This is a genomic window from Stenotrophomonas sp. S4 (genome assembly GCF_054187805.2).
Map to the genome: position 1 here is coordinate 1,264,683 of NZ_CM196188.1, position 21,605 is coordinate 1,286,287.

At 66.9% G+C, this 21,605-nt stretch carries 20 protein-coding genes; 12 read left to right on the top strand and 8 right to left on the bottom strand.

What is annotated here, in order from left to right:
- Positions 1–64 precede the first annotated feature (64 nt).
- Positions 65–625: an EF-hand domain-containing protein gene (locus ACUZUJ_RS05845; RefSeq protein ID WP_101765111.1), complete on the top strand. Its 561-nt coding sequence runs from the start codon at positions 65–67 to the stop codon at positions 623–625.
- Positions 626–676: 51 nt separating this feature from the next.
- Here ACUZUJ_RS05845 and ACUZUJ_RS05850 read toward each other — a convergent pair whose 3' ends face one another.
- The 4 genes from ACUZUJ_RS05850 to ACUZUJ_RS05865 form a co-directional block, all read right to left on the bottom strand.
- Positions 677–1,894: an RNA polymerase sigma factor gene (locus ACUZUJ_RS05850; RefSeq protein ID WP_119007148.1), complete on the bottom strand. Its 1,218-nt coding sequence runs from the start codon at positions 1,892–1,894 to the stop codon at positions 677–679.
- Positions 1,895–2,032: 138 nt separating this feature from the next.
- A complete protein-coding gene (locus ACUZUJ_RS05855) occupies positions 2,033–2,542 on the bottom strand; it encodes a pathogenicity-like protein (RefSeq protein WP_458220914.1) in 510 nt (169 codons plus the stop codon).
- Positions 2,543–2,546: 4 nt separating this feature from the next.
- A complete protein-coding gene (gene tesB, locus ACUZUJ_RS05860; protein WP_004148214.1) occupies positions 2,547–3,467 on the bottom strand; it encodes an acyl-CoA thioesterase II in 921 nt (306 codons plus the stop codon).
- Positions 3,468–3,553: 86 nt separating this feature from the next.
- A complete protein-coding gene (locus ACUZUJ_RS05865) occupies positions 3,554–4,330 on the bottom strand; it encodes an enoyl-CoA hydratase/isomerase family protein (RefSeq protein WP_087921878.1) in 777 nt (258 codons plus the stop codon).
- 34 nt (positions 4,331–4,364) lie between these two features.
- Here ACUZUJ_RS05865 and ACUZUJ_RS05870 point away from each other — a divergent pair, with 34 nt between their 5' ends.
- Complete coding sequence (locus tag ACUZUJ_RS05870) at positions 4,365–4,811, top strand: copper chaperone PCu(A)C (RefSeq protein WP_088025122.1); 447 nt, start codon at positions 4,365–4,367, stop codon at positions 4,809–4,811.
- Between the two features lie 72 nt (positions 4,812–4,883).
- On the opposite strand, the gene ACUZUJ_RS05875 is transcribed toward ACUZUJ_RS05870, so the two are convergent.
- The 3 genes from ACUZUJ_RS05875 to uvrA all read right to left on the bottom strand — a co-directional run bounded on the left by ACUZUJ_RS05875 (position 4,884) and on the right by uvrA (position 9,107).
- Positions 4,884–5,609, bottom strand: a complete 726-nt coding sequence (locus ACUZUJ_RS05875; protein ID WP_458220915.1) for an enolase — start codon at positions 5,607–5,609, stop codon at positions 4,884–4,886.
- A gap of 97 nt (positions 5,610–5,706) precedes the next feature.
- Positions 5,707–6,114: an acyl-CoA thioesterase gene (locus ACUZUJ_RS05880; RefSeq protein ID WP_100439276.1), complete on the bottom strand. Its 408-nt coding sequence runs from the start codon at positions 6,112–6,114 to the stop codon at positions 5,707–5,709.
- Positions 6,114–9,107, bottom strand: a complete 2,994-nt coding sequence (gene uvrA / locus ACUZUJ_RS05885) for an excinuclease ABC subunit UvrA (protein WP_135966108.1) — start codon at positions 9,105–9,107, stop codon at positions 6,114–6,116. Before uvrA ends, ACUZUJ_RS05880 begins: the two co-directional genes overlap by 1 nt.
- Positions 9,108–9,435: 328 nt before the next feature.
- On the opposite strand from uvrA, the gene rplU reads away from it, so the two are divergent.
- The 3 genes from rplU to cgtA all read left to right on the top strand — a co-directional run bounded on the left by rplU (position 9,436) and on the right by cgtA (position 11,256).
- Complete coding sequence (gene rplU, locus ACUZUJ_RS05890) at positions 9,436–9,744, top strand: 50S ribosomal protein L21 (RefSeq protein WP_005408557.1); 309 nt, start codon at positions 9,436–9,438, stop codon at positions 9,742–9,744.
- Positions 9,745–9,762: 18 nt separating this feature from the next.
- A complete protein-coding gene (rpmA, locus tag ACUZUJ_RS05895; RefSeq protein WP_005415704.1) occupies positions 9,763–10,026 on the top strand; it encodes a 50S ribosomal protein L27 in 264 nt (87 codons plus the stop codon).
- A gap of 177 nt (positions 10,027–10,203) precedes the next feature.
- Entirely contained in the window at positions 10,204–11,256 is a 1,053-nt protein-coding gene (gene cgtA / locus ACUZUJ_RS05900) for an Obg family GTPase CgtA (RefSeq protein ID WP_006424789.1), read from the top strand.
- A gap of 195 nt (positions 11,257–11,451) precedes the next feature.
- On the opposite strand, the gene rpsT is transcribed toward cgtA, so the two are convergent.
- On the bottom strand, positions 11,452–11,721 hold the full coding sequence (gene rpsT / locus ACUZUJ_RS05905; protein ID WP_005408560.1) for a 30S ribosomal protein S20: 270 nt from the start codon (positions 11,719–11,721) through the stop codon (positions 11,452–11,454).
- Positions 11,722–11,838: 117 nt separating this feature from the next.
- Between rpsT and murJ the strand changes: the two genes are divergently transcribed.
- From murJ to ACUZUJ_RS05940, 7 genes are all read left to right on the top strand, one after another.
- A complete protein-coding gene (gene murJ, locus ACUZUJ_RS05910) occupies positions 11,839–13,443 on the top strand; it encodes a murein biosynthesis integral membrane protein MurJ (RefSeq protein ID WP_197587172.1) in 1,605 nt (534 codons plus the stop codon).
- A gap of 75 nt (positions 13,444–13,518) precedes the next feature.
- Positions 13,519–14,466: a bifunctional riboflavin kinase/FAD synthetase gene (locus ACUZUJ_RS05915; RefSeq protein WP_119007143.1), complete on the top strand. Its 948-nt coding sequence runs from the start codon at positions 13,519–13,521 to the stop codon at positions 14,464–14,466.
- Positions 14,463–17,294 (top strand): isoleucine--tRNA ligase, encoded by a 2,832-nt coding sequence (ileS, locus tag ACUZUJ_RS05920; RefSeq protein ID WP_458220122.1) that lies wholly within the window; start codon positions 14,463–14,465, stop codon positions 17,292–17,294. The genes ACUZUJ_RS05915 and ileS overlap by 4 nt, the downstream gene beginning before the upstream one ends.
- The gene (gene lspA, locus ACUZUJ_RS05925; protein ID WP_101765119.1) at positions 17,294–17,818 is read left to right on the top strand and encodes a signal peptidase II; all 525 of its coding nucleotides are present in this window, start codon (positions 17,294–17,296) and stop codon (positions 17,816–17,818) included. The genes ileS and lspA overlap by 1 nt, the downstream gene beginning before the upstream one ends.
- A 27-nt stretch (positions 17,819–17,845) precedes the next feature.
- Positions 17,846–18,796 carry a 4-hydroxy-3-methylbut-2-enyl diphosphate reductase gene (gene ispH, locus ACUZUJ_RS05930; protein WP_101765120.1) on the top strand — a complete coding sequence of 317 codons (951 nt, stop codon included), beginning with the start codon at positions 17,846–17,848 and terminating at the stop codon, positions 18,794–18,796.
- 244 nt (positions 18,797–19,040) lie between these two features.
- Complete coding sequence (locus ACUZUJ_RS05935) at positions 19,041–20,924, top strand: M61 family metallopeptidase (protein WP_458220121.1); 1,884 nt, start codon at positions 19,041–19,043, stop codon at positions 20,922–20,924.
- Positions 20,921–21,586 carry a lysoplasmalogenase gene (locus ACUZUJ_RS05940; RefSeq protein WP_101765122.1) on the top strand — a complete coding sequence of 222 codons (666 nt, stop codon included), beginning with the start codon at positions 20,921–20,923 and terminating at the stop codon, positions 21,584–21,586. The genes ACUZUJ_RS05935 and ACUZUJ_RS05940 overlap by 4 nt, the downstream gene beginning before the upstream one ends.
- Positions 21,587–21,605 lie beyond the last annotated feature (19 nt).

Below are 21,605 nucleotides of genomic sequence, written 5' to 3' on the forward strand. Positions count from 1 at the left end.
CGTTGTTGTTCCCCGAGGGTGAAGTGATCACCCCGACGCTGTTCCCATCCCCAGGAGTGACCTCATGATCCGTACCCCCCTGCTGCTGGCCCTGCTGCTCGGCACCTCTGCTTCCGGTATCGCGCTGGCGGCCGACACCCCGACCACGCCGGCGCAGCGCCCGGCCAAGCTGGACACCAACGGCGACGGCGTGATCGACCGCAGCGAGGCCGCTGCCAACCCGCGCCTGGCCGCGAAGTTCGACGAGCTGGACAAGAACAAGGATGGCAAGCTCTCGCGCGATGAGCTGCCGCGCTGGCAGCATGGCCGCCGTGGCCACGGCGGTGAGCGCTGGGCCAAGCTGGACGTCAACAAGGATGGCCGCATCAGCCGCGAGGAAGCCAAGGCCGACCCGCGCCTGGCCGCACGCTTCGACCCGCTCGATCTCAACAAGGACGGCTACCTGGACAAGGCCGACCGCGAGCTGCGCATGAAGCAGCGCCGTGACGCCTGGTTCGCTGCCGCCGACACCAACAAGGATGGCCAGCTGAGCAAGGCCGAGTTCGATGCGGCCAAGGGCCCGATGCACGGTGGCCCGCGCCACGGCGGTCCGCGCGATGGCGCCGCGCCGAAGCCGCAGCGCTGAGTTTCAATGCAGTGATTGATGACAACGCCGGCGCACTGCCGGCGTTGCCCGTTACAGGCGGCCGCTGCGCATCAGTGAGTACACCACCAGCGCGATGACCATCAGGTTCATGGCGATGATGCCGGTGCGGCCATACATGGACTCGTATTTCCAGTTGGTCCCGCTGCGGCCGCGCCGCGCCGAATCACGCGCGATCATCGGCGCCATTACCCGCTGCAGCGGCACCAGACACTGGTAGTTGACCACGCCCAGGCCGACCGCCAGCACCGCCAGCTGTGCCCAGACCGGCGCCTGCAGCATCACAGCCAGCAGGATCGCCAGGCACCAGAACATGCCGGTGAGGATGTTGAGGTAGAGGAACCGGCGAACATCGGCGCGCTCGGACGCCGTTTCGGTGTACGACATCAGGAAGCGTCCGCCCAGATAGCTGCCGATCGCACCACCGACCACGCCACCGATCACCGCCCCCCAGCTTTCGGCCGGCAGCACGTGCAGCTGGCCCAGCGTGGCAGTCAGCGAGCCCATCGCAGTGCCTCCGGCAGCGCTGGCACCGCCGAGGCCAAGCTTGCTGCCGCCGATGCCGACGCCGGTGCCGAGCAGGATCGCGGCACTGGCGGTGCCGGGCGCGGCCACCAGCACCATCGACACCACAGCGGTGGCGAATGCGGCGCTCGGCGCGCTGCTGCGCGCGAATTCGCCGAAGCGCTGCAGCAGGCCGTCGCGCACCAGGGCGCGGGCACGCGACAGGCGCTTGCGCACGGCGGCGTCACTGAGCCCGAGCAGGTCGGCCACCTGCTGCGAGCGTTGGCCTTCGCGGTAGTACAGCAACAGCACTTCGCGGCTGTCGGCGGGGAGTGCGGAAATGATGTCCTCGGCGGCGATCTCTTCTTCCACCCGTTGCAGGCGGTCGGCCGCGCCCGGGGCCGGGTCGGCCGCCATGCCCATCGCCACTTCGGCCGCTTCGCCGGTCAGCGGCCGGCCACGTTGTGCACGCAGCCAGTCGCGGGCCAGGTTGCGGGTGATCTGCCGCAGCCAGGGCAGGAAGCTGGTCGAGCTGCGCAGCTGGTGCAGCTGCTGCCAGCCCTTCACGAAGGCCTCCTGGGCGATGTCCTCGCTGGCCTGGCGGTCGCGGGTGATGGCCAGGGCGATGGCGGTGACCGTGTTCTGGCAGGCCAGCACGATGCGGCCGTAGGCATGCTGGCAACCGCTGGCGGCGGCGGGCAGTTCGCGTTCCAGGGTCTGGTCGATCGATGCGGCGAACGTCGTCATGGCGGCGGCTCTCCTGCTGGGATTGTGTCCCATGACGGAGCCGCGCGCCGTTTGTGACCGAAAAAAGGGGACGGAGGGAATTAAGTCGTTTGTGGCACAAACGACTTAATTCCCTCCGTCCCCTTTTTCACCCGCGAATTATTTCGAGGGCTGGATGCGGACCCGGACTTCTTCCTCTTCCGGTGCGGCCTGCGGAGCCGGTTGCGTCTGCTGCGGTTGCGCCTGCGGGGCAGGGACCGGAGCTGCCGGAGCCGGTGCGCCGCGATGGCGCAGGCCGATCACCAGCGCCACGCCGGCGATCACCACCAGCAGGGCGATGCGAATGCGCCAGGCCCAGCTGCGGCCACCGCTGCCCTGTTCCGGTGCGTCGCGGAAGGCGAATTCGGCGGTCGGATGGTCGCGGCGGGTGGTGTCGAGCAGGCGCGCCTCACGCAGGATTTCGCGCGCGCGCGGCTGGTCGTCGGCGCGCACGATCCACACCGCCGGGTAGGCGTTGGCGTTGCCCAGGTCGGTATAGCTGAACTGGCCGCGGCGACGGGTCTTGTACGAGCGCCCATTGGTCACCTTGACGTCGATGCCATGCCCGCGCAGGAGCTCGGCCACGCCTTCGACGGTTTCCACGCGCTGGCTGCTGAAGATCTGGCGCATGGGATCAATCCTTGGCCGGTACGGCGGCGGCCGCTGCCTGGTCGGGAACCACGCGGATCAGGCCTTCCTGCGCGGTGCTGGCCACCAGCACGCCATTGCGGGTGAAGAACTGGCCGCGGGCCAGGCCGCGCGAATCCTGCGCGCTGGGGCTGTCCAGCGAGTACAGCAGCCAGTCGTCGGCACGGAACGGGCGGTGGAACCAGATCGCGTGGTCGAGCGAGGCCATCTGCACGTGCGGGTGGTAGTAGCTGATGCCGTGCGGGAACGTGGCCGTGCCCAGCAGGTGGAAGTCGGAGGCGTAGGCCAGCAGCGCCTGGTGCAGCTCCGGCGCATCGCCGACCGGTTCGCTCAGACGCAGCCACACCTGGTGGTACGGCGGGCGCTTGGGCGGGTTCAGTTCGTCGCGCGGGTAGACGTGGCGGAACTCGAACGGGCCGCCGCGCGACAGCCAGCGCTGCACCTTGATAGGCAGGCGTTCCAGGACTTCGGCCGGCAGCGGCCGGTTCGGTTCGATGTCTTCCGGCTGCGGCACTTCGGGCATCTTGTGCTGGTGCTCGGCACCGGTTTCGGCCTGCTGGAACGAGGCCGCGCAGAAGAAGATCACCTTGCCGTGCTGGATCGCGGTGACCCGGCGCACCGAGAAGCTGCCGCCGTCGCGGGTGCGGTCCACGTCGTAGACGATCGGGTGGTCGATGTTGCCGGCGCGCAGGAAGTAGGCGTGCAGCGAGTGCACGTGGCGGCCGTTGTCGACCGTGGCCTGTGCCGCAGCCAGCGCCTGGCCCAGCACCTGCCCGCCGAACACGTACTTGGTGCCGATGTCGCGGCTCTGCCCGCGGAACAGGTTGTCCTCCAGCCGCTCCAGCGTGAGCAGGTCGATCAGCTCGGAGACGACGGGTTCGGGCGTGTCGTTCAAGGGGGCGGCCACAGCAGTGAGAAGGCCCCGATTATACCGGTCAGGGGTCAGATCCCTTTCGCCTGGCGAAAGGGATCTGCCCCCGGGCGGGGGAGCCGCTATTTGCCGAGGCGCGCCACCAGCGCCTGCAGGGCGTTCTGCGCATCCGGGGCGAACCAGGCCTCGACGAAACGGTCGAGCTGGATCAGGTCCGGCTGCAGCGCCACGTGCAGGTCTGCACGGGCAATCGCGCGGGTCAGCAGCATCGGCTGCCGCGGCTGCTTGAGCAGGTTTTGCAGCCAGGCCACGGCACGCGCGACCACCAGGTCACCCTCGGCCAGTTCATCGACCAGGCCGATCTGCACCGCCTGTTCGGCCGGCACCAGCGAACCGGTGGTCAGCAGGACGCCGGCGCGGTGCACGCCCACGGCACGGCGCAGCAGGCGCTGGATGCCCTCCGGCGCGATCAGGCCCACCTGGACTTCGTTCAGGCCGATGGCATACGGCCGCGACGGATCGGCGCTGCGCGCCATCACCCGGTAGTCGCAGCACAGCGCCAGCACGCAGCCGCCGGCCGGGGCGTGGCCGGTGATCGCCGCGACCACCGGGATGCGGCTCTCGGCCAGTGTGCGCACGGCGCCAAAGAAGGCGTTCCAGGTGTCCAGCAGCTTGTGCTTGTCATCGCCATGCGAGAGCAGGTGCGGCACGTCCATGCCGCCGGTGAAGATGCGCTCGCTGCCCGACAGCACGATGCCGTGCGCGTCTTCGGCCATGGCCAGCTCGATGGCATGGATCAACTGCCGGCACAGTTCGGTGTCCAGTGCGTTGACCGGCGGCCGCGCCAGGCGCAGTTCGCGGATGGGGCCATGGTTGATCACCTCGATGAGCGTCGTCATGCTGCGGTCTCGTTGCGAAGAAGGAACCTGGGCGATGATAACCAAACCATTCGTTGGCGTACTGTGGGTTCTGTGTGCGGCTGCAGCATCGGCCTCGGCGGCGGAACCGGCCTGCGTCACGGTGGAGCAGGGCTGGGCGCGGCTGCCGCCGAATCCGGCGATGCCGATGACCGCCGGCTACGGCGTGATCCACAACGGCTGCAGCAAGGCAGTGGCGATCACCGGCGCGACCAGCAGCAGCTTCGACGATGTGTCGCTGCACGAGACCACGATCACGGATGGGGTCAGCCGGATGCGCGCGATCGAGCGACTGCCGCTGGCGCCGGGCGCACGTGCCGAGCTCAAGCCCGGCGGCCTGCACCTGATGTTGATGCAGGGCAAGGGTGCGCTGAAGGAAGGGCAGGTGGTGCCGCTACGGCTGCAGCTGGAAGGCGGCGGCGAAGCGAGTGCGACGTTGACCGTGCGCAAGGCTGCGAAATGACGATCGGGTAGTGCCGGCCGCTGGCTGGCAACACAGGAAATGCCGGCCAGCGGCCGGCACGACCACGGGGTCTTACGTCCAGTCGTACGAGAACAGCACCGTGCGGCTTTCCGGCTCGTACAGCATCACGATCGCATCGGCGCCGGTGGCGCACCAGTTGTAGCCGGCTACGTCGGCCACGGCGAAGAACTTGTTGCCATTGCGGGTGATGATCACCGTTTCGGCATCGTCCGCAGCATTGGGGTCATCGGCAGCCTCGGTAAAGCCCAGTTCGAAGGCCGCGGGAATTTCTGCGGTTTCGGTCCAGTTGCCGAAACCGATCGGGCCACCCAGCGTATCCAGGTAATCGCGCTCGCTGGCTTCACCCTTGCCGTAGCGCGAGTAGCAGGCGAGGCGGCCATGCGTGGCGTGGTAGTCGCGTGCCCTGGCGTAGCTGTCGCGCATCTGCGCGATGTGTTCCTGCGCGTCCTTGTCCTGCACCGCGTCGCCGATGAAATAGCCCTCGTTGCCGAGGAAGCGCATCTCGTTGCCGGCGGTCAGTTCGAAGGCGATCCAGTTGGTGCCGGTGAAATCGTTGTGGTGTTCTCCGGTGGTCTCGCCGATGCAGCCGTCGTAGGGCTCGATCGGGCACAGCATCGTCGCCACCTGGCCGGCCAGTTCCGGGCGCAGTACACCCAGGTCGATCTTCAGCAGCGGCAGCAGGTGCTGGCCGAGCCAAGCCTGGTCGGCGGGAAAGACGTCGGTGGGGAAGGGGACCATGCCGGGCAGCAGGTCGCTCAGTTCAGTCTGGTGGATCATGTCAGTCCTTTGAATTGGATCGGTAGTGCCGGCGGCTGGCCGGCAGCCTCATTGCCGCCGAAGCGTGCCGACCAAGGTCGGCACCTACCAGAGCGCGTCAGGTAGAGGCGTTGCGGATCGCGTCCGGCAGCGGTGCGCTCTTGCCGGTCTGCGTATCCATCCACACCACCACTACGTTGCCATCCGAGTACAGCTTCGACTCGTCCTGCTGGTCGACGATGCGGTGGCCGATGGTCACGCTGCTGTTGCCCAGGCGCTCGACGAACAGCTCGACCAGGATGTCGTTGGGCCACACGATCGGCAGCCGATAGTTGACGTTGGTCGCGGCCACCACCGGGGCGATGCGGTCGGTCATCGACACGCCGTCCACGCCCAGCATCCAGCGCACGCGCGCTTCTTCCAGGTAGGAAATGTACTTGGCGTTGTTGACGTGGCCCATGCTGTCCATGTCACGCCAGCGCACGCTGATCGGGATGCGGGCCAGGATCTTGTGTTCGCTGCTCATCAGGCGTCCTTCTTCTTCGACGTGCTCTTGCTGGCCTTGCCGGTGCTCTTGGCGGCCACGGCCTTCTTCGCCACCTTGGCAGGCTTTTCAGGCTTCACCTTGCGCGGCGGACGCGCATCGGGCTTGTTGGCCACGGCGGCCGGCTGCTCGGGGCGCGCGCTGGTGGACGGCAGCATGCGGGCCAGGAACTGGCCGGTGTACGACTGCGGGCAGGCCGCCACGTCTTCCGGCGTGCCGGTGACCAGGATGGTGCCACCGCGGTGGCCGCCTTCCGGACCCAGGTCGACGATCCAGTCGGCGGTCTTGATCACGTCCAGGTTGTGCTCGATCACCACCACCGTGTTGCCTTCGTCGCGCAGCTTGTGCAGCACGCCCAGCAGCGCTTCGATGTCGTGGAAGTGCAGGCCGGTGGTCGGCTCGTCGAGGATGTACAGGGTACGGCCGGTATCGCGGCGCGACAGTTCCTTGGACAGCTTCACGCGCTGTGCTTCACCACCGGACAGCGTGGTCGCGCTCTGGCCCAGCTTGATGTAGCTCAGGCCGACGTCGACCAGCGTTTCCAGCTTGCGTGCGATCGACGGCACCGGCTCGAACAGCTTCAGTGCATCCTCGACGGTCATTTCCAGCACGTCGTTGATGTTGAAGCCCTTGTACAGGATCTCCAGCGTTTCACGGTTGTAGCGCTTGCCATGGCAGACATCGCACGGCACGTACACGTCCGGCAGGAAGTGCATCTCGACCTTGATCAGGCCGTCGCCCTGGCAGGCTTCGCAGCGGCCACCGCGCACGTTGAAGCTGAAACGGCCCGGCGAATAGCCGCGCGCACGCGCTTCGGGCACCTGTGCGAACAGTTCGCGCAGGGGAGTGAACAGGCCGGTGTAGGTGGCCGGGTTCGAACGTGGAGTGCGGCCGATCGGCGACTGGTCGATGTCCACCACCTTGTCGAACAGGTCCAGGCCATCGATCTCCTTGTATGGGGCGATCGGGTGCGAGGAACCGTTGATCTCGTTGGCGGCCAGCGAGAACAGGGTGTCGTTGATCAGGGTCGACTTGCCGGAGCCGGACACACCGGTCACGCAGGTCAGCAGGCCCGACGGAATCGCCAGGTCCACGCCCTTCAGGTTGTTGCCGCTGGCCCCGCGCAGGTGCAGGGTCATCTTCGGGTTCGGCTTGTGCCGGCGCGCGGGGATCTCGATCGCACGCTTGCCCGACAGGTACTGGCCGGTCAGCGAACGCGGTGCCTCCAGGATGTCCTGCAGGGTGCCCTGGCCGACGATCTCGCCGCCATGCACGCCCGCGCCCGGGCCGATGTCCAGCACGTAGTCGGCCAGGCGGATCGCATCCTCGTCATGCTCGACCACGATCACCGTGTTGCCGAGGTCGCGCAGGCGGGTGAGGGTGCCGAGCAGGCGTTCGTTGTCGCGCTGGTGCAGGCCGATCGACGGCTCGTCGAGCACGTACATCACGCCGACCAGGCCGGCACCGATCTGGCTGGCCAGGCGGATGCGCTGTGCCTCGCCACCGGACAGGGTGTCGGCCTTGCGCTCCAGGGTCAGGTAATCCAGGCCCACATCGACCAGGAAGCCGAGGCGCTCACCGATCTCCTTGACGATCTTCGAGGCGATCTCGCCACGCCAGCCCGGCAGGCTCAGTTCGCTGAAGAACTTCAGCGCCTCGTCGATCGGCAGCACCACCAGGTCCGGCAGCGGGCGGTCGGCCACGAACACGTTGCGTGCCGCCTTGTTCAGGCGCGCGCCATGGCATTCCGGGCACGGCTGTTCGCTGATGTACTTGGACAGTTCTTCGCGCACCGCCGGCGATTCGGTTTCCTTGTAGCGGCGCTCGAGGTTGGGAATGATGCCTTCGAAGCGGTGCTTGCGCTGGGTGCGGCCACCGGCTTCGGTGAAGTAGGTGAAGGTGATCGCTTCATCGCCACTGCCGTACAGCACGGCCTGCTGCACGTTCTGCGGCAGCGAGTTCCACGTCGCGTCGACATCGAACTTGTAGTGCTTGGCCAGCGACGCGATCAGCTGGAAGTAGTAGGCATTGCGGCGATCCCAGCCGCGCACCGCACCGGCGGCCAGCGACAGCTCGGGGTGCACCACCACGCGCGACGGATCGAAGAATTCGGCCATGCCCAGGCCATCGCAGCCGGGGCAGGCGCCCATCGGTGCGTTGAACGAGAACAGGCGCGGTTCCAGCTCCGGCAGCGAGTAATCGCAGACCGGGCAGGAGTACTTGGAGGAGAACAGGGTCGGCGCGGTCTCGGCCTTGTCCAGGCTCTGCACCGAGGCCATGCCGTCGCCGAGTTTCAGCGCGGTCTCGAAGCTCTCGGCCAAGCGCTGCTTGATGTCCTCGCGCGGGCGGAAGCGGTCGATCACCGCTTCGATGGTGTGCTTCTGGCGCAGTGCCAGCGGCGGCACCGCGTCGATTTCATGCAGCTCGCCGTCCACGCGCACGCGCACGAAACCCTGCGCGCGCAGCTGGTCGAACACCTGGGCGTGCTCGCCCTTGCGGTCGCGGATGACCGGGGCCAGCAGCATGTAGCGCTGTTCCGGGTCCAGGGTCAGTACCTGGTCGACCATCTGGCTGACCGTCTGCGCTTCCAGCGGATAGCCGTGGTCCGGGCAGCGCGGGGTGCCGACGCGGGCGTACAGCAGGCGCAGGTAGTCGTAGATCTCGGTGATCGTGCCGACGGTCGAGCGCGGGTTGTGTGAGGTCGATTTCTGCTCGATCGAGATCGCCGGGGACAGGCCCTCGATGTGGTCCAGGTCCGGCTTTTCCATCACGCTCAGGAACTGGCGCGCATAGGCCGACAGCGACTCGACATAGCGGCGCTGGCCTTCTGCATAGATGGTGTCGAACGCCAGCGAGGACTTGCCCGAGCCGGACAGGCCGGTGATCACGATCAGCTTGTCGCGGGGCAGGTCGAGGTCGAGGTTCTTCAGGTTGTGCGTCCGCGCGCCGCGGATGCGGATGAAATCCATCGCCATGGGGGATCCGGTTGTGGGGGCGTTGGCTGGGTGCCGGGCCAGCAGGGAACGGCAATCGGTCAGCCTACCGAGGTGACCAGATGGGGGCAATGGGCGACAATGCCAGCCCCGTGTCTCACCTTGTGAGACGGGCCGTCAGGCAGGGGTCAGATCCCTTTTCACGGGGTGGAATGGGATCTGGCCCCGTCCCGGCGCCCCCCTTTGCGGGGCCCCCCGGCCGTTCAGGGGTTGACTTGACCCGCGCCGGTTGATTTGCGTACAATCCCGCTCCTGTCCGCCCTCGATGGCGGCAGCTCAGACCACAATAACTACAGAGGAAGGCCTGGTCATGTACGCAGTACTGGTCACCGGCGGTAAGCAATACCGCGTGGCGCAGGGCGAAAAGCTCCGCATTGAAAAGCTCGAAGTCGAAGTCGGCAGCGAGATCAAGTTTGACAACATCCTGATGCTGGGTGACAGCGACGGCGTGAAGCTGGGCGATGCGCTGAAGGGCGCTGCCGTCACCGCCAAGGTCCTGTCCCAGGGTCGTGCTGACAAGGTCCGGATCATCAAGTTCCGTCGCCGCAAGCACCACATGAAGCGTCAGGGTCACCGTCAGTACTACACCGAAATCGAGATCACCGGCATCGCCGGCTAAGCATCAGGAGAAGCAGTCATGGCACATAAAAAGGGCGTAGGCTCCTCGCGCAACGGTCGCGACTCCAACCCGAAGTACCTGGGCGTCAAGATCTTCGGCGGCCAGGCCATCGAAGCCGGCAACATCATCGTGCGTCAGCGCGGCACCCAGTTCCACCCGGGTTCGGGCGTTGGCCTGGGCCGTGACCACACCCTGTTCGCCCTCGTGGACGGCAAGGTGGAGTTCTCGGTCAAGGGCGCCAAGAAGCGTCGCACCGTCAGCATCGTCTCGGCCGACGCCTGATCCAGGCATCGCCGGCACCCGTGCCCCGGCATGGGAGTGCTGCATGAAGAGCCCCGCTTCGGCGGGGCTTTTCGTTAGAGTGGGCGCAAGACCGGCCAGGCCGGGCTGCCGGCCATCGGCAGGCATAACATTCAAGGCGGCGGCCGGCAGGCCACGCCCATCGCAGGCATCGAAACAATGAAACTGGTAGACGAAGCAGAAATCGAAGTGTTCGCCGGCAACGGCGGCAACGGCTGCATTGGCTTCCGTCGCGAGAAGTTCATTCCGCTCGGCGGCCCGGACGGCGGCGACGGCGGTGCGGGCGGCAGCGTGTACATCCGCGCCGACGAAAACCTGAACACCCTGGTCGACTTCCGCCATGACCGCATCTTCAAGGCGCAGCGCGGCGAGAACGGCATGGGCCGCCAGGCCTATGGCAAGGGTGGTGAAGACCTGACCATCACCGTGCCGGTCGGCACCGTGGTCATCAACGTCGCCACCGATGAAGTCATCGGCGACCTGACCCAGCACAACGACCGTCTGCTGGTGGCCAAGGGGGGCCGTGGCGGCCTGGGCAACATGCACTTCAAGAGCTCGACCAACCGCTCGCCGCGCCAGGCGCTGCCGGGCGAGCCGGGCGAAGAGCGCACGCTGAAGCTGGAGCTGAAGCTGCTGGCCGATGTCGGCCTGCTGGGCTTCCCCAATGCCGGCAAGAGCACCCTGATCCGTGCCGTTTCGGCGGCAACGCCGAAGGTGGCCGATTACCCGTTCACCACGCTGTACCCGAACCTGGGTGTGGTGAAGGTGGAGAACTACCGCAGCTTCGTGATCGCCGACATTCCGGGCCTGATCGAAGGCGCGGCGGACGGCGCCGGCCTTGGTGCGCAGTTCCTGCGCCACCTGCAGCGCACCCGCCTGCTGCTGCACCTGGTGGACATCTCGCCGATGGAAGGTGGCGTGGAAGGCATTTCGCCAGTCGAGCAGGTGCGTGCGATCGAGCGCGAGCTGGAAAAGCACGATCCGGAGCTGCTGAACAAGCCGCGCTGGCTGGTGCTGAACAAGGCCGACCTGATGTTCGAAGACGAGGCCAAGGCGGCGGCCGAGCAGATCGTCGCCGAGCTGGGCTGGAAGGAGCCGTGGTTCCTGGTGTCGGCGCTGGGTCGCGAAGGTACCTTCCCGATCATGAGCCGGATCATGGCCTTCTTCGATCGCCAGAAGGAAGATGAGCTGGAAGCCCGCAACGCGCAGTGATGCTGTTGTGGTTCCATGCGAAAAGCCCGGCTTCGGCCGGGTTTTTTGTTTTCCGGTAGTGCCGGCCGCTGGCCGGCATTCCTCGGGGTTGCCGGCCAGCGGCCGGCACTACCGGATCGCAGGCAACAAAAAACCCGGCCGGGGCCGGGCTTTTGTCTGCAGCCCAACCCCGAAGGGCAGGGCGGCAACGCCGGATCAGGCGGCCTTGAGGGCCTTGATGCGGTCGTTCAGGCGGCTCTTGTGGCGAGCAGCCTTGTTCTTGTGGATCAGGCCACGCGCGCTGAAGCGATCCAGGATCGGCTGGGCAACGGCGAAGGCGGCTTCGGCGCCGGCGGCATCGTTGGCGTCCAGCGCCTTGATCACTTTCTTGACAGCGGTGCGCAGCATCGAGCGCTGAGCCACGTTGCGCGCGTTGCGCACGACGGTCTGCTTGGCGCGCTTCTTGGCGGACTTGATATTGGCCACGGTGGTGGTTTCCTGAAAAAATCGGTGTTATGGGAACAGCAAGCTAGCTAGTATGATGGCGTAAGAAATGCACGTCAAGTCGATTGTCAAGAGGGACGCTGAGTGAGTTCACCCAAGTTGTTGCGGGGCCTGCTGTCGTTCAGCAGCATGACCATGGTCTCGCGCGTTCTCGGACTTGTCCGGGACTTCGTGGTGACCACCACGTTCGGCACCAACGCCATCACTGATGCTTTCTGGGTCGCCTTCAGGGTACCCAATTTCCTGCGCCGGTTGTTCGCCGAAGGGTCTTTTGCCACCGCTTTCGTGCCGGTGTTCACGGAAGTGAAGGAAACCCGCAGCCACGCCGAGCTGCGCGAACTGATGGCCCGCACTGCCGGCACCCTGGGTGGGGTGCTGATGCTGGTCACCGCGTTGGCGCTGATCTTCGCGCCGCAGCTGGCCTCGGTTTTCTCAAGCGGTGTTGATACCGATCCGGTCAAGCAGGGCCTGCTGGTCGACCTGTTCCGCCTGACCTTCCCGTTCCTGCTGTTCGTCTCGCTGACCGCACTGGCCGGCGGCGCGCTCAACAGCTTCCAGCGCTTTGCCATGCCGGCGCTGACCCCGGTCATCCTCAACCTGTGCATGATCGCCGGCGCGCTGTGGCTGGCGCCGCGGCTGGGCGGCACTCCAGAGAAGCAGATCCTGGCGCTGGGCTGGGCGGTACTCGCCGCCGGCCTCCTGCAGCTGCTGTTCCAGCTGCCCTCGCTGAAGGGCATCAACCTGCTGACCCTGCCGCGCTGGGGCTGGAGCCATCCGGGCGTGCGCAAGGTGATGACGCTGATGGTGCCGACCCTGTTCGGTTCGTCGGTGGCGCAGATCAACCTGCTGCTGGATACGGTGATCGCGGCCAAGCTGACCGACGGCTCGCAGTCGTGGCTGTCGCTGGCCGACCGCTTCCTGGAGCTGCCGCTGGGTGTGTTCGGCGTGGCGCTGGGCACGGTGATCCTGCCGGCCCTGGCCCGCCACCACGTCAGTACCGACCGCGAGGGCTTCTCGCGCTCGCTGGACTGGGGCCTGCGCATGACCCTGTTGATCTCGGTGCCGGCCATGCTGGGCCTGCTGCTGCTGGCCGAGCCGCTGATCGCGACCATCTTCCAGCACGGCCAGTTCAGCGCCTTTGATACCCGCATGACCGCGCTGTCGGTGTACGGTCTCAGCTTCGGACTGCCGGCGTTCGCACTGCTCAAAGTGGTGCTGCCGGCCTTCTATGCCCGCCAGGACACCAAGACCCCGGTGCGCGCCGGTGTGGCTGCGCTGGTGGCCAACATGGTGTTCAACTTCATCCTGCTGGCCGTGCTGTACCAGGTGATGGTGCCGGATGCGCTGAAGGCTCAGGGCGTGATGGCGGCCATCGGCAAGCAGCCGGGCCTGCATCTGGCACTGGGCATCGCCAGTGCGCTGTCCAGTTACCTGAACCTGGGCCTGCTCTGGTACTGGCTGGGCAAGACCGATGTCTACCAGCGCCGGCCGGGCTGGGGCGGCTATCTGGTGCGCCTGCTGCTGGCCTGCGCGGCCATGGTTGGCGTGCTGCTGGCCCTGCTGCACTGGCTGCCGGGCTTCTCGGCGATGAGTGTGTGGGAGCGGATCGGTGCCCTGGCGCTGCTGGTCGGCGGCGGTGGCGCGACCTATGCGGTGGCCATGCTGGCGATGGGCTTCCGCCCGCGCGACCTGCGCGGGCATTGATCGCGGCCCGTGGCGGCTATACTTCAGGGTTACACCATTGAAGCGGCGGCCCCGGTCGGGCCGGAACGAGAGTTGATGAGCAGGCTGTTCAGAAGCGTCGAGGGCGGGGAGCTGTTCCCCAACGGAAGCGTGGTCTGTATCGGTGCATTCGACGGCCTCCACCTGGGCCATCGTGCGCTGGTCCGCCACGCGGTTGCCCGCGCGCGCGCCTTGGGCGTGGCCGCAGTGGCCGTGGCATTCGAGCCGCTGCCGCGTGAATTCTTCGCCCAGGGCACGCCGCCGCCGCGGCTGACCCTGGCGCGCAGCAAGGTCGAGATCCTGCGCGAGCTGGGCGTCGATGCGATCGGCCTGCTGCGTTTCGACGCGGCGATGGCGGCGATGCCGGCCGAGACCTTCGTGCGCCAGTTGCTGGTGCACCGGCTGGGCGCCCGCGAAGTGTGGATCGGGCCGGAGTTCTGCTTCGGCAACCGCCGCCGCGGCGATCTGTCCCTGCTGCAGAAGATGGGCGCCGAACTCGGCTTCACCGCGGGCGAGATCGAAGCGGTGGACCTGCATGGCGAGCGCATCTCCAGCACCCGCATCCGCCAGTTGCTGCAGGAGGGCGATTTCGCCCGTGCCGGCGACCTGCTCGGCCGTCCGTACGCGATCAGCGGACGGGTGGTGCGCGGGCGCCAGCTCGGCCGCACGCTGGGCTTCCCCACCGCCAACCTGCGCTTCCCGAAGACCCCGGCGCTGTCGGGCATCTACGCGACCTGGGTGCACGGCGTGTTCGACCAGCCGTGGCCCTCGGTGTCCAGCTTCGGTACGCGGCCGACGGTGGAGGGCGTGGAGCCGCTGCTGGAAGCCCACCTGTTCGATTTCCAGGGCGACCTGTACGGGCGCCACATCGACGTGGAGTTCGTCGCCAAGCTGCGCGACGAAGAAAAATTCAATGATCTGGCGGCGCTGACCGACCAGATGCACCGCGACGCCGAACAGGCGCGCGCCATCCTTTCCGAACATAGATTGCGAGCCACTGCGTGAGCCAGGACTACAAGACCACCCTGAACCTGCCAGCCACCGAATTCCCGATGCGCGGCGATCTGCCCAAGCGCGAGCCGGGCATTCTGGCGCGGTGGGAAGAGCAGGGGCTCTACCAGCAGCTGCGCGACAACGCCGCCGGCCGCCCGCTGTTCGTGCTGCATGACGGCCCGCCGTACGCCAACGGCCGCATCCACCTGGGCCACGCGGTCAACAAGATCCTGAAGGACATCATCGTCAAGTCGCGCTACCTGGCCGGCTTCGATGCGCCCTACGTGCCGGGCTGGGACTGCCATGGCCTGCCGATCGAGATCGCGGTCGAGAAGAAGTGGGGCAAGGTCGGCACCAAGCTCGACGCCGTCGAATTCCGCCAGAAGTGCCGCGAGTTCGCCGAAGAGCAGATCAACATCCAGCGCATGGACTTCAAGCGCCTGGGCGTGACCGGTGACTGGGACAACCCGTACAAGACCCTGAGCTTCGACTTCGAAGCCAACGAGATCCGCGCGCTGGCCAAGGTCGTGGCCAACGGCCACCTGGTCCGCGGCGCCAAGCCGGTGTACTGGTGCTTCGACTGTGGCTCGGCGCTGGCCGAGGCCGAGATCGAATACCAGGAAAAGGAATCGCCGGCGATCGACGTGGCCTACGCCGCGCGCGATGCGCAGGCCATCGGCCAGGCGTTCGGCGTGAGCGTGCCGGCCGACGTTGAAGTGGCCGTGCCGATCTGGACCACCACCCCGTGGACGCTGCCGGCCTCGCTGGCGGTGTCGCTGGGCGCAGAGATCAATTACGTACTGGCCGAGGGCCCGGCGCACAACGGCAAGCGCCGCTGGCTGGTGCTGGCCGCGGCCCTGGCCGAGCGCGCACTGCAGCGCTACGGCGTGGACGAAGTGGTGCTGCACGGTGAAACCACCGGCGCGGCGCTGGAGAACCAGCTGCTGGCGCACCCGTTCTACCCGGAGCGCGAGATCCTGGTCCTCAATGGCGACCATGTGTCCGACGAGGACGGTACCGGTGCGGTGCACACCGCGCCCGGCCACGGCCAGGAAGACTTCGTGGTCAGCCAGAAGTACGGCCTGCTGGACAAGTACAACGCCGGCCAGGTGACTCCGATCGACGGGCGCGGCGTGTACCTGGAATCGACCCCGCCGGCCGGTGACGTGGTGCTGGCCGGCCAGCACCTGTGGAAGGCGCAGGAGGCCATCGTCGGCGTGCTGCGCGACAACGGTTCGCTGCTGGCCTTCCACCCGATCCGCCACAGCTACCCGCACTGCTGGCGCCACAAGACGCCGGTGGTGTTCCGCGCCACCCCGCAGTGGTTCATCTCGATGGACAAGGCCAACCTGCGCAACGATGCGCTGGCCGCCATCGACACCGTCGGCTGGTTCCCGACCTGGGGCAAGGCGCGCATCCAGAGCATGGTCGACGGTCGCCCGGACTGGACGATCTCGCGCCAGCGCACCTGGGGCGTACCGATCGCACTGTTCACCCACCGCCAGACCGGCGAGATCCACCCGCGCTCGGTGGAGCTGATGCAGCAGGTCGCCGACCGCGTCGAAGCCGAGGGCATCGACGTGTGGTACTCGCTGGATGCCGCCGAACTGCTGGGCGCCGAAGCGGCCGACTACGAGAAGGTCACCGACATCCTCGACGTCTGGTTCGATTCGGGCGTGACCCATGAAGGCGTGCTCGCCGCGCGAGGCTTCGGCAAGCCGGCCGACCTGTACCTGGAAGGTTCCGACCAGCACCGCGGCTGGTTCCAGTCCTCGCTGCTGACCGGCGTGGCGATCGACAAGCGCGCGCCATACAAGCAGTGCCTGACCCACGGCTTCACCGTGGACGAGCACGGCCGCAAGATGTCCAAGTCGCTGGGCAACGGCATCGAGCCGCAGGACATCATGAACAAGCTGGGCGCGGACATCCTGCGCCTGTGGATCGCCTCGGCCGACTACAGCAACGAGATGTCGCTGTCGCAGGAGATCCTCAAGCGAAACGCCGACGCCTACCGTCGCCTGCGCAACACCGCGCGCTTCCTGCTCGGCAACCTGGACGGCTTCGATCCGGCCCAGCACCTGCAACCGCTCGAGCAGATGGTCGCGCTGGACCGCTGGATCGTGCATCGCGCGTGGGAGCTGCAGGAGAAGATCAAGGCGGCCTACGACGGCTACAACATGGCCGAGATCGTGCAGCTGCTGCTGAACTTCTGCAGCGTGGACCTGGGCTCGCTGTACCTGGACGTGACCAAGGACCGCCTGTACACGATGCCGACCGATTCGCACGGTCGCCGTTCGGCACAGAGCGCGATGTACCACATCGCCGAAGCGTTCACCCGCTGGGTGGCGCCGATCCTGACCTTCACCGCCGACGAGCTGTGGGGTTACCTGCCGGGCGAGCATGCCGGCCACGTGCTGTTCACCACCTGGTACGACGGCCTGGCGCCGCTGCCGGCCGATGCCCAGCTCAACGCCGCCGACTTCGACCAGCTGCTGGCCGTGCGCGAGCAGGTCGCCAAGGTGCTCGAGCCGATGCGTGCCAACGGCGCCATTGGTGCCGCGCTGGAAGCGGAAATCACCATCGCCGCCAGCGAAGAGCAGGCCGCGCGCTGGCAGCCGCTGGCCGATGAACTGCGCTTCCTGTTCATCAGTGGCGACGTGCAGGTGCGCCCGGCGACCACCGACGAGGTGTTCGTCAGCGCCCAGCCGACCACCAAGGCCAAGTGCGTGCGCTGCTGGCACCACCGCGCCGATGTCGGCAGCAACGCCGACCATCCGGAACTGTGCGGCCGCTGCGTGAGCAACGTCACCGGCGCCGGCGAACTGCGGAGCTGGTTCTGATGAGCGCCGCACGTCCGCATCCGAACGCCCTGGTCTGGCTGCTGCTGTCGGCCGCCATCATCGGCCTGGATCAGTGGTCCAAGGCCTGGGTGCTGTCGAGCCTGCCTGAATTCCAGCCGGTGGTGGTCATCGACGGCTTCTGGAACTGGTACCGCACCTACAACACCGGTGCGGCGTTCAGTTTCCTGAGCGACGCCGGTGGCTGGCAGAAGTACTTCTTCACCGCGCTGGCGATCGCCATCAGCGGCCTGATGGCCTGGTGGCTGCGCGGTACCGCCCGCGGCAACTGGAAGGCCGCGGTGCCGTATGCACTGATCATCGGCGGCGCGATCGGCAACGTGATCGACCGCCAGGTGCACGGCCACGTGGTCGATTTCATCCAGTGGTACGTGGGCAGCTACACCTGGCCCTCGTTCAACATCGCCGACTCGGCCATCGTGGCGGGTGCCATCGGCATCGCCCTGTTTGGCCTGTTCGACGGCAAGTCCGCCAAAAAGGCGGATAATGCCAACCCGAAACCGTAAGCCGGCCGCTGCCGGGAGATTGAACTGATGGATGTGCTGCTCGCCAACCCGCGTGGTTTCTGTGCCGGTGTCGATCGTGCGATCGAGATCGTCAAGCGCGCGATCGAAACGCTGGGCGCGCCCATCTACGTCCGCCATGAAGTGGTGCACAACCGCTTCGTGGTCGACGACCTGAAGCAGCGCGGTGCGATCTTCGTCGAGGAACTCGACGAAGTGCCGGACAACAACACGGTCATCTTCAGCGCCCATGGCGTGTCCCAGGCCGTGCGCCAGGAAGCCGAGCGCCGTGGCCTGAAGGTGTTCGACGCCACCTGTCCGCTGGTGACCAAGGTCCACTTCGAGGTTGCCCGCCACTGCCGTGCCGGCCGTGACGTGGTGCTGATCGGCCATGCCGGCCACCCGGAAGTGGAAGGCACCATGGGCCAGTGGAACCGCGAAGCCGGCACCGGCCAGATCTACCTGGTCGAAGATGTGGAGCAGGTCGCCACGCTGCACATCAACCAGCCGGAAAACTTCGCCTACACCACCCAGACCACGCTGTCGGTGGACGACACGCGCGGCATCATCGATGCGCTGCGCGAGCGTTTCCCGGCGATGCAGGGCCCGAAGAACGACGACATCTGCTACGCCACGCAGAACCGCCAGGACGCCGTGCGCGACCTGGCCAAGCGCTGTGACCTGGTGCTGGTGGTCGGCTCGCCGAACAGCTCCAACTCCAACCGCTTGAGCGAGCTGGCCCGTCGTGAGGGCGTGGAGTCGTACCTGATTGACGGCGCGCACGAGATTGACCCGCAGTGGGTGCAGGGCAAACAGCACATCGGCGTGACCGCCGGTGCATCGGCACCGCAGGTGCTGGTCGATGGCGTGCTGGCGCGTCTGGCCGAGCTGGGCGCGACCGGCGTCGGCGAGCTGGACGGCGAACCGGAATCGATGGTGTTCGCGCTGCCGAAGGAACTGCGTCTGCGCCTGGTCGACTGACCGGGCCTGACTCTGGTGGGTGCGGACCTTGGTCCGCACTGCTTCTCGGTGCATTCCATCCACGCATGGCGTGGATCTACTGAAACCGCTCTGGTGGATGCGAACCTGCACAAGGTGGGTGCGAACCTTGGTTCGCACGCTTTTGGGCATGGGTGGATGGGCGCTCGCCCATGACCTTTGGCCATGGGGCAGGGCAGCGCACAGGCCTAGCATCGGAGGATTCTCCGTTGTTGGAAGTTGCCCGATGAAGACCCGAGCCCTGGCGATGTCATTGCTGTTCGCGCTGGCGGTCACGCCCGCACTGGCGCAGACCTCGCCACCGGCGACCGCGGCGGCTCCCGGCCTGCTGCGCATCGATGTGGATGCGCGCGATCTGGCCCGGCGCATCTTCAAGGTGACTGCCACCGTACCGGCCAAGCCCGGGCCGATGACCCTGCTGTACCCGCAGTGGATTCCCGGCAACCATTCGCCCACCGGCCCGATCGACAAGCTGGCCGGCCTGCGCGTGACCGCCAACGGCAAGCCGCTGGCCTGGCAGCGTGACCAGTACAACGTCTATGCGTTCAAGGTGGACGTGCCCGAGGGCGTGAGCGAGATCGTGGCGCACTTCGACTTCCTGTCCTCGCAGGGCGGCAGCCAGGGCCGGGTGGTGATGACCCCGGAGATGCTCAACCTGCAGTGGAACGCCAACTCGCTGTACCCGGCCGGGGTGGATGCACGCAACCTGCAGGCGCAGGCCAGCGTGACCCTGCCCAAGGGCTGGTCGTTCGCCACTGCGCTGGAGACCGCGCGCCGCGATGGCGATACCGTGGTGTTCAAGCCGATCTCCTATGACCACCTGGTCGATTCGCCGTTGTTTGCCGGCGAACACTACCAGCGCATCGATCTCGATCCGGGCGCGAAGGTGCCGGTACACCTCAATGTGTTCGCCGACGAGGCCAAGTCGCTGAAGCCGAGCGAGGCACAGATCTCCATGCATCGTGCGCTGGTGCAGCAGGCCGACAAGCTCTACGGTGCGCGTCACTACAACCACTATGAATTCCTGCTGGCGTTGACCGACCGCCTCGGCGGCATCGGCCTGGAGCATCATCGTTCCAGCGAGAACAGCGCCGACCCGGGGTACTTCACCGAGTGGGACAGCAATGCGTGGATGCGCGACCTGCTGCCGCATGAGTACACCCATTCCTGGAACGGCAAGTACCGTCGCGGCGCGGATCTCGCCACCGCCAACTTCAACACGCCGATGGGCGACAGCCTGCTGTGGGTATACGAAGGCCAGACCCAGTTCTGGGGACAGGTGCTGGCGGCGCGTTCGGGCCTGTGGTCGACCGCGCAGGCGCGCGACATGCTGGCCAATGTGGCCGCGACCTATGATCGTGGCCGCCCCGGACTGGCCTGGCGCCCGCTGCAGGACACCACCAACGACCCGACCATCGCGCAGCGCCGCACGCTGCCTTACCGCAACTACCAGATGAGCGAGGACTACTACTCCGGCGGCCAGATGCTGTGGCTGGAAGTGGAGGGCAAGCTGCGCGAACTGAGTGGTAACCGGCGCAGCCTGGATGATTTCGCGCGCGCCTTCTTCGGGGGCGGCAACGGCGACTGGGACGTCAATCCCTACACCTTCGACGACGTGGTCGCGACCTTGAACGGCATCGCGCCGTACGACTGGGCGACGTTCCTGCGCGGTCGCCTGGATGGCCATGGTTCGTTGATCGGTGGCCTGGAACTGGCCGGCTGGAAGCTGGTCTACCGCGATACTCCGAACGACGCCTACAAGGCGCAGGAAAAGCGCGCGAAGGCGGTGCTGCTCGCCTATTCGCTGGGCGCGACCGTGCTCGACAGTGGTGTGGTAGGCGATGTGATCTGGGACAGCCCGGCGTTCAATGCCGGCCTGGCGCCGGGCATGAAGGTGATTGCCGTTGGCGGACGCGAGTACAGCAGCCAGCGCCTGAAGGATGCAGTGGCGGCCGCAGCAAAGGACAAGGCACCGATCGTGTTGCTGGTGAAGCAGTTCGACCGCATCGAAACGATGAGCATCGCCTACCACGGTGGCCTGCAGTATCCGGTGCTGGAGCGCATCGCCGGCAAACCTGACCGCCTTGCGGATCTGTGGAAGGCACGATGAAGCCGCGCGCCCGCGATGGTCTGATCCTGCTGATGGCGATCCTGGCCATCATCGGCGCGTTCCTGCACGGTGACGGGCGCTGGCTGCATTGGCTGGCCAAGCCGACCACCACGCTGCTGATCGCCGCCATCGCCTGGCGGGTGCGTGATCCCGCGCAGCCGTTCTACCGTCGCGCGGTGCTGGCCGGCATGCTGCTGTCGTGTGTGGGTGACATCGCGCTGATGCTGCCGATGGACGCGTTCGTACCGGGGCTGGTGGCGTTCCTGCTGGCGCACCTCTGCTACATCGTCGCCTTCCGCGATGGCCTGCGTGCCGGGCGCGGCCTGCTCGCCGCCAGCGTCCTGCTCGGCGCATTCGCTGTACTCAATGTACTTGGCCTGTGGCCGCACCTGCCTGCACCGATGCGTATTCCGGTGCTGGCGTACGTGGTGGTGCTGGCCTCGATGGCGGTGCTGGCACTGGCACGCCAGTGGCGCCGGCCACAGCCCGCTACCGTTGAAGCCAGCAGCGCGCGCTGGGCTGCCGCCGGTGCGCTGCTGTTCGTCGCCAGCGATTCACTGCTGGCCTGGGATCGATTCGCAGGAGGCCTGCCGCTGGCCAGCCTGCTGGTGTTGTCCACCTACTACGGCGCGCAGTACGCCATCGCCCGCTCGGTGAAATAGCAAAAAAGGGGACGGAGGG

Coding starts and splice junctions, on each gene's coding strand:
- lspA (WP_101765119.1), top strand. CDS start 17,294: ATGAGCGCCGCACGTCCGCATCCGAACGCCCTGGTCTGGCTGCTGCTG.
- ACUZUJ_RS05940 (WP_101765122.1), top strand. CDS start 20,921: ATGAAGCCGCGCGCCCGCGATGGTCTGATCCTGCTGATGGCGATCCTG.
- rpmA (WP_005415704.1), top strand. CDS start 9,763: ATGGCACATAAAAAGGGCGTAGGCTCCTCGCGCAACGGTCGCGACTCC.
- ACUZUJ_RS05875 (WP_458220915.1), bottom strand. CDS start 5,609: ATGATCCACCAGACTGAACTGAGCGACCTGCTGCCCGGCATGGTCCCC.
- ACUZUJ_RS05870 (WP_088025122.1), top strand. CDS start 4,365: ATGATAACCAAACCATTCGTTGGCGTACTGTGGGTTCTGTGTGCGGCT.
- ACUZUJ_RS05855 (WP_458220914.1), bottom strand. CDS start 2,542: ATGCGCCAGATCTTCAGCAGCCAGCGCGTGGAAACCGTCGAAGGCGTG.
- uvrA (WP_135966108.1), bottom strand. CDS start 9,107: ATGGCGATGGATTTCATCCGCATCCGCGGCGCGCGGACGCACAACCTG.
- cgtA (WP_006424789.1), top strand. CDS start 10,204: ATGAAACTGGTAGACGAAGCAGAAATCGAAGTGTTCGCCGGCAACGGC.
- ACUZUJ_RS05915 (WP_119007143.1), top strand. CDS start 13,519: ATGAGCAGGCTGTTCAGAAGCGTCGAGGGCGGGGAGCTGTTCCCCAAC.
- ispH (WP_101765120.1), top strand. CDS start 17,846: ATGGATGTGCTGCTCGCCAACCCGCGTGGTTTCTGTGCCGGTGTCGAT.
- ACUZUJ_RS05865 (WP_087921878.1), bottom strand. CDS start 4,330: ATGACGACGCTCATCGAGGTGATCAACCATGGCCCCATCCGCGAACTG.
- ACUZUJ_RS05845 (WP_101765111.1), top strand. CDS start 65: ATGATCCGTACCCCCCTGCTGCTGGCCCTGCTGCTCGGCACCTCTGCT.
- ACUZUJ_RS05935 (WP_458220121.1), top strand. CDS start 19,041: ATGAAGACCCGAGCCCTGGCGATGTCATTGCTGTTCGCGCTGGCGGTC.
- ACUZUJ_RS05880 (WP_100439276.1), bottom strand. CDS start 6,114: ATGAGCAGCGAACACAAGATCCTGGCCCGCATCCCGATCAGCGTGCGC.
- rplU (WP_005408557.1), top strand. CDS start 9,436: ATGTACGCAGTACTGGTCACCGGCGGTAAGCAATACCGCGTGGCGCAG.
- ACUZUJ_RS05850 (WP_119007148.1), bottom strand. CDS start 1,894: ATGACGACGTTCGCCGCATCGATCGACCAGACCCTGGAACGCGAACTG.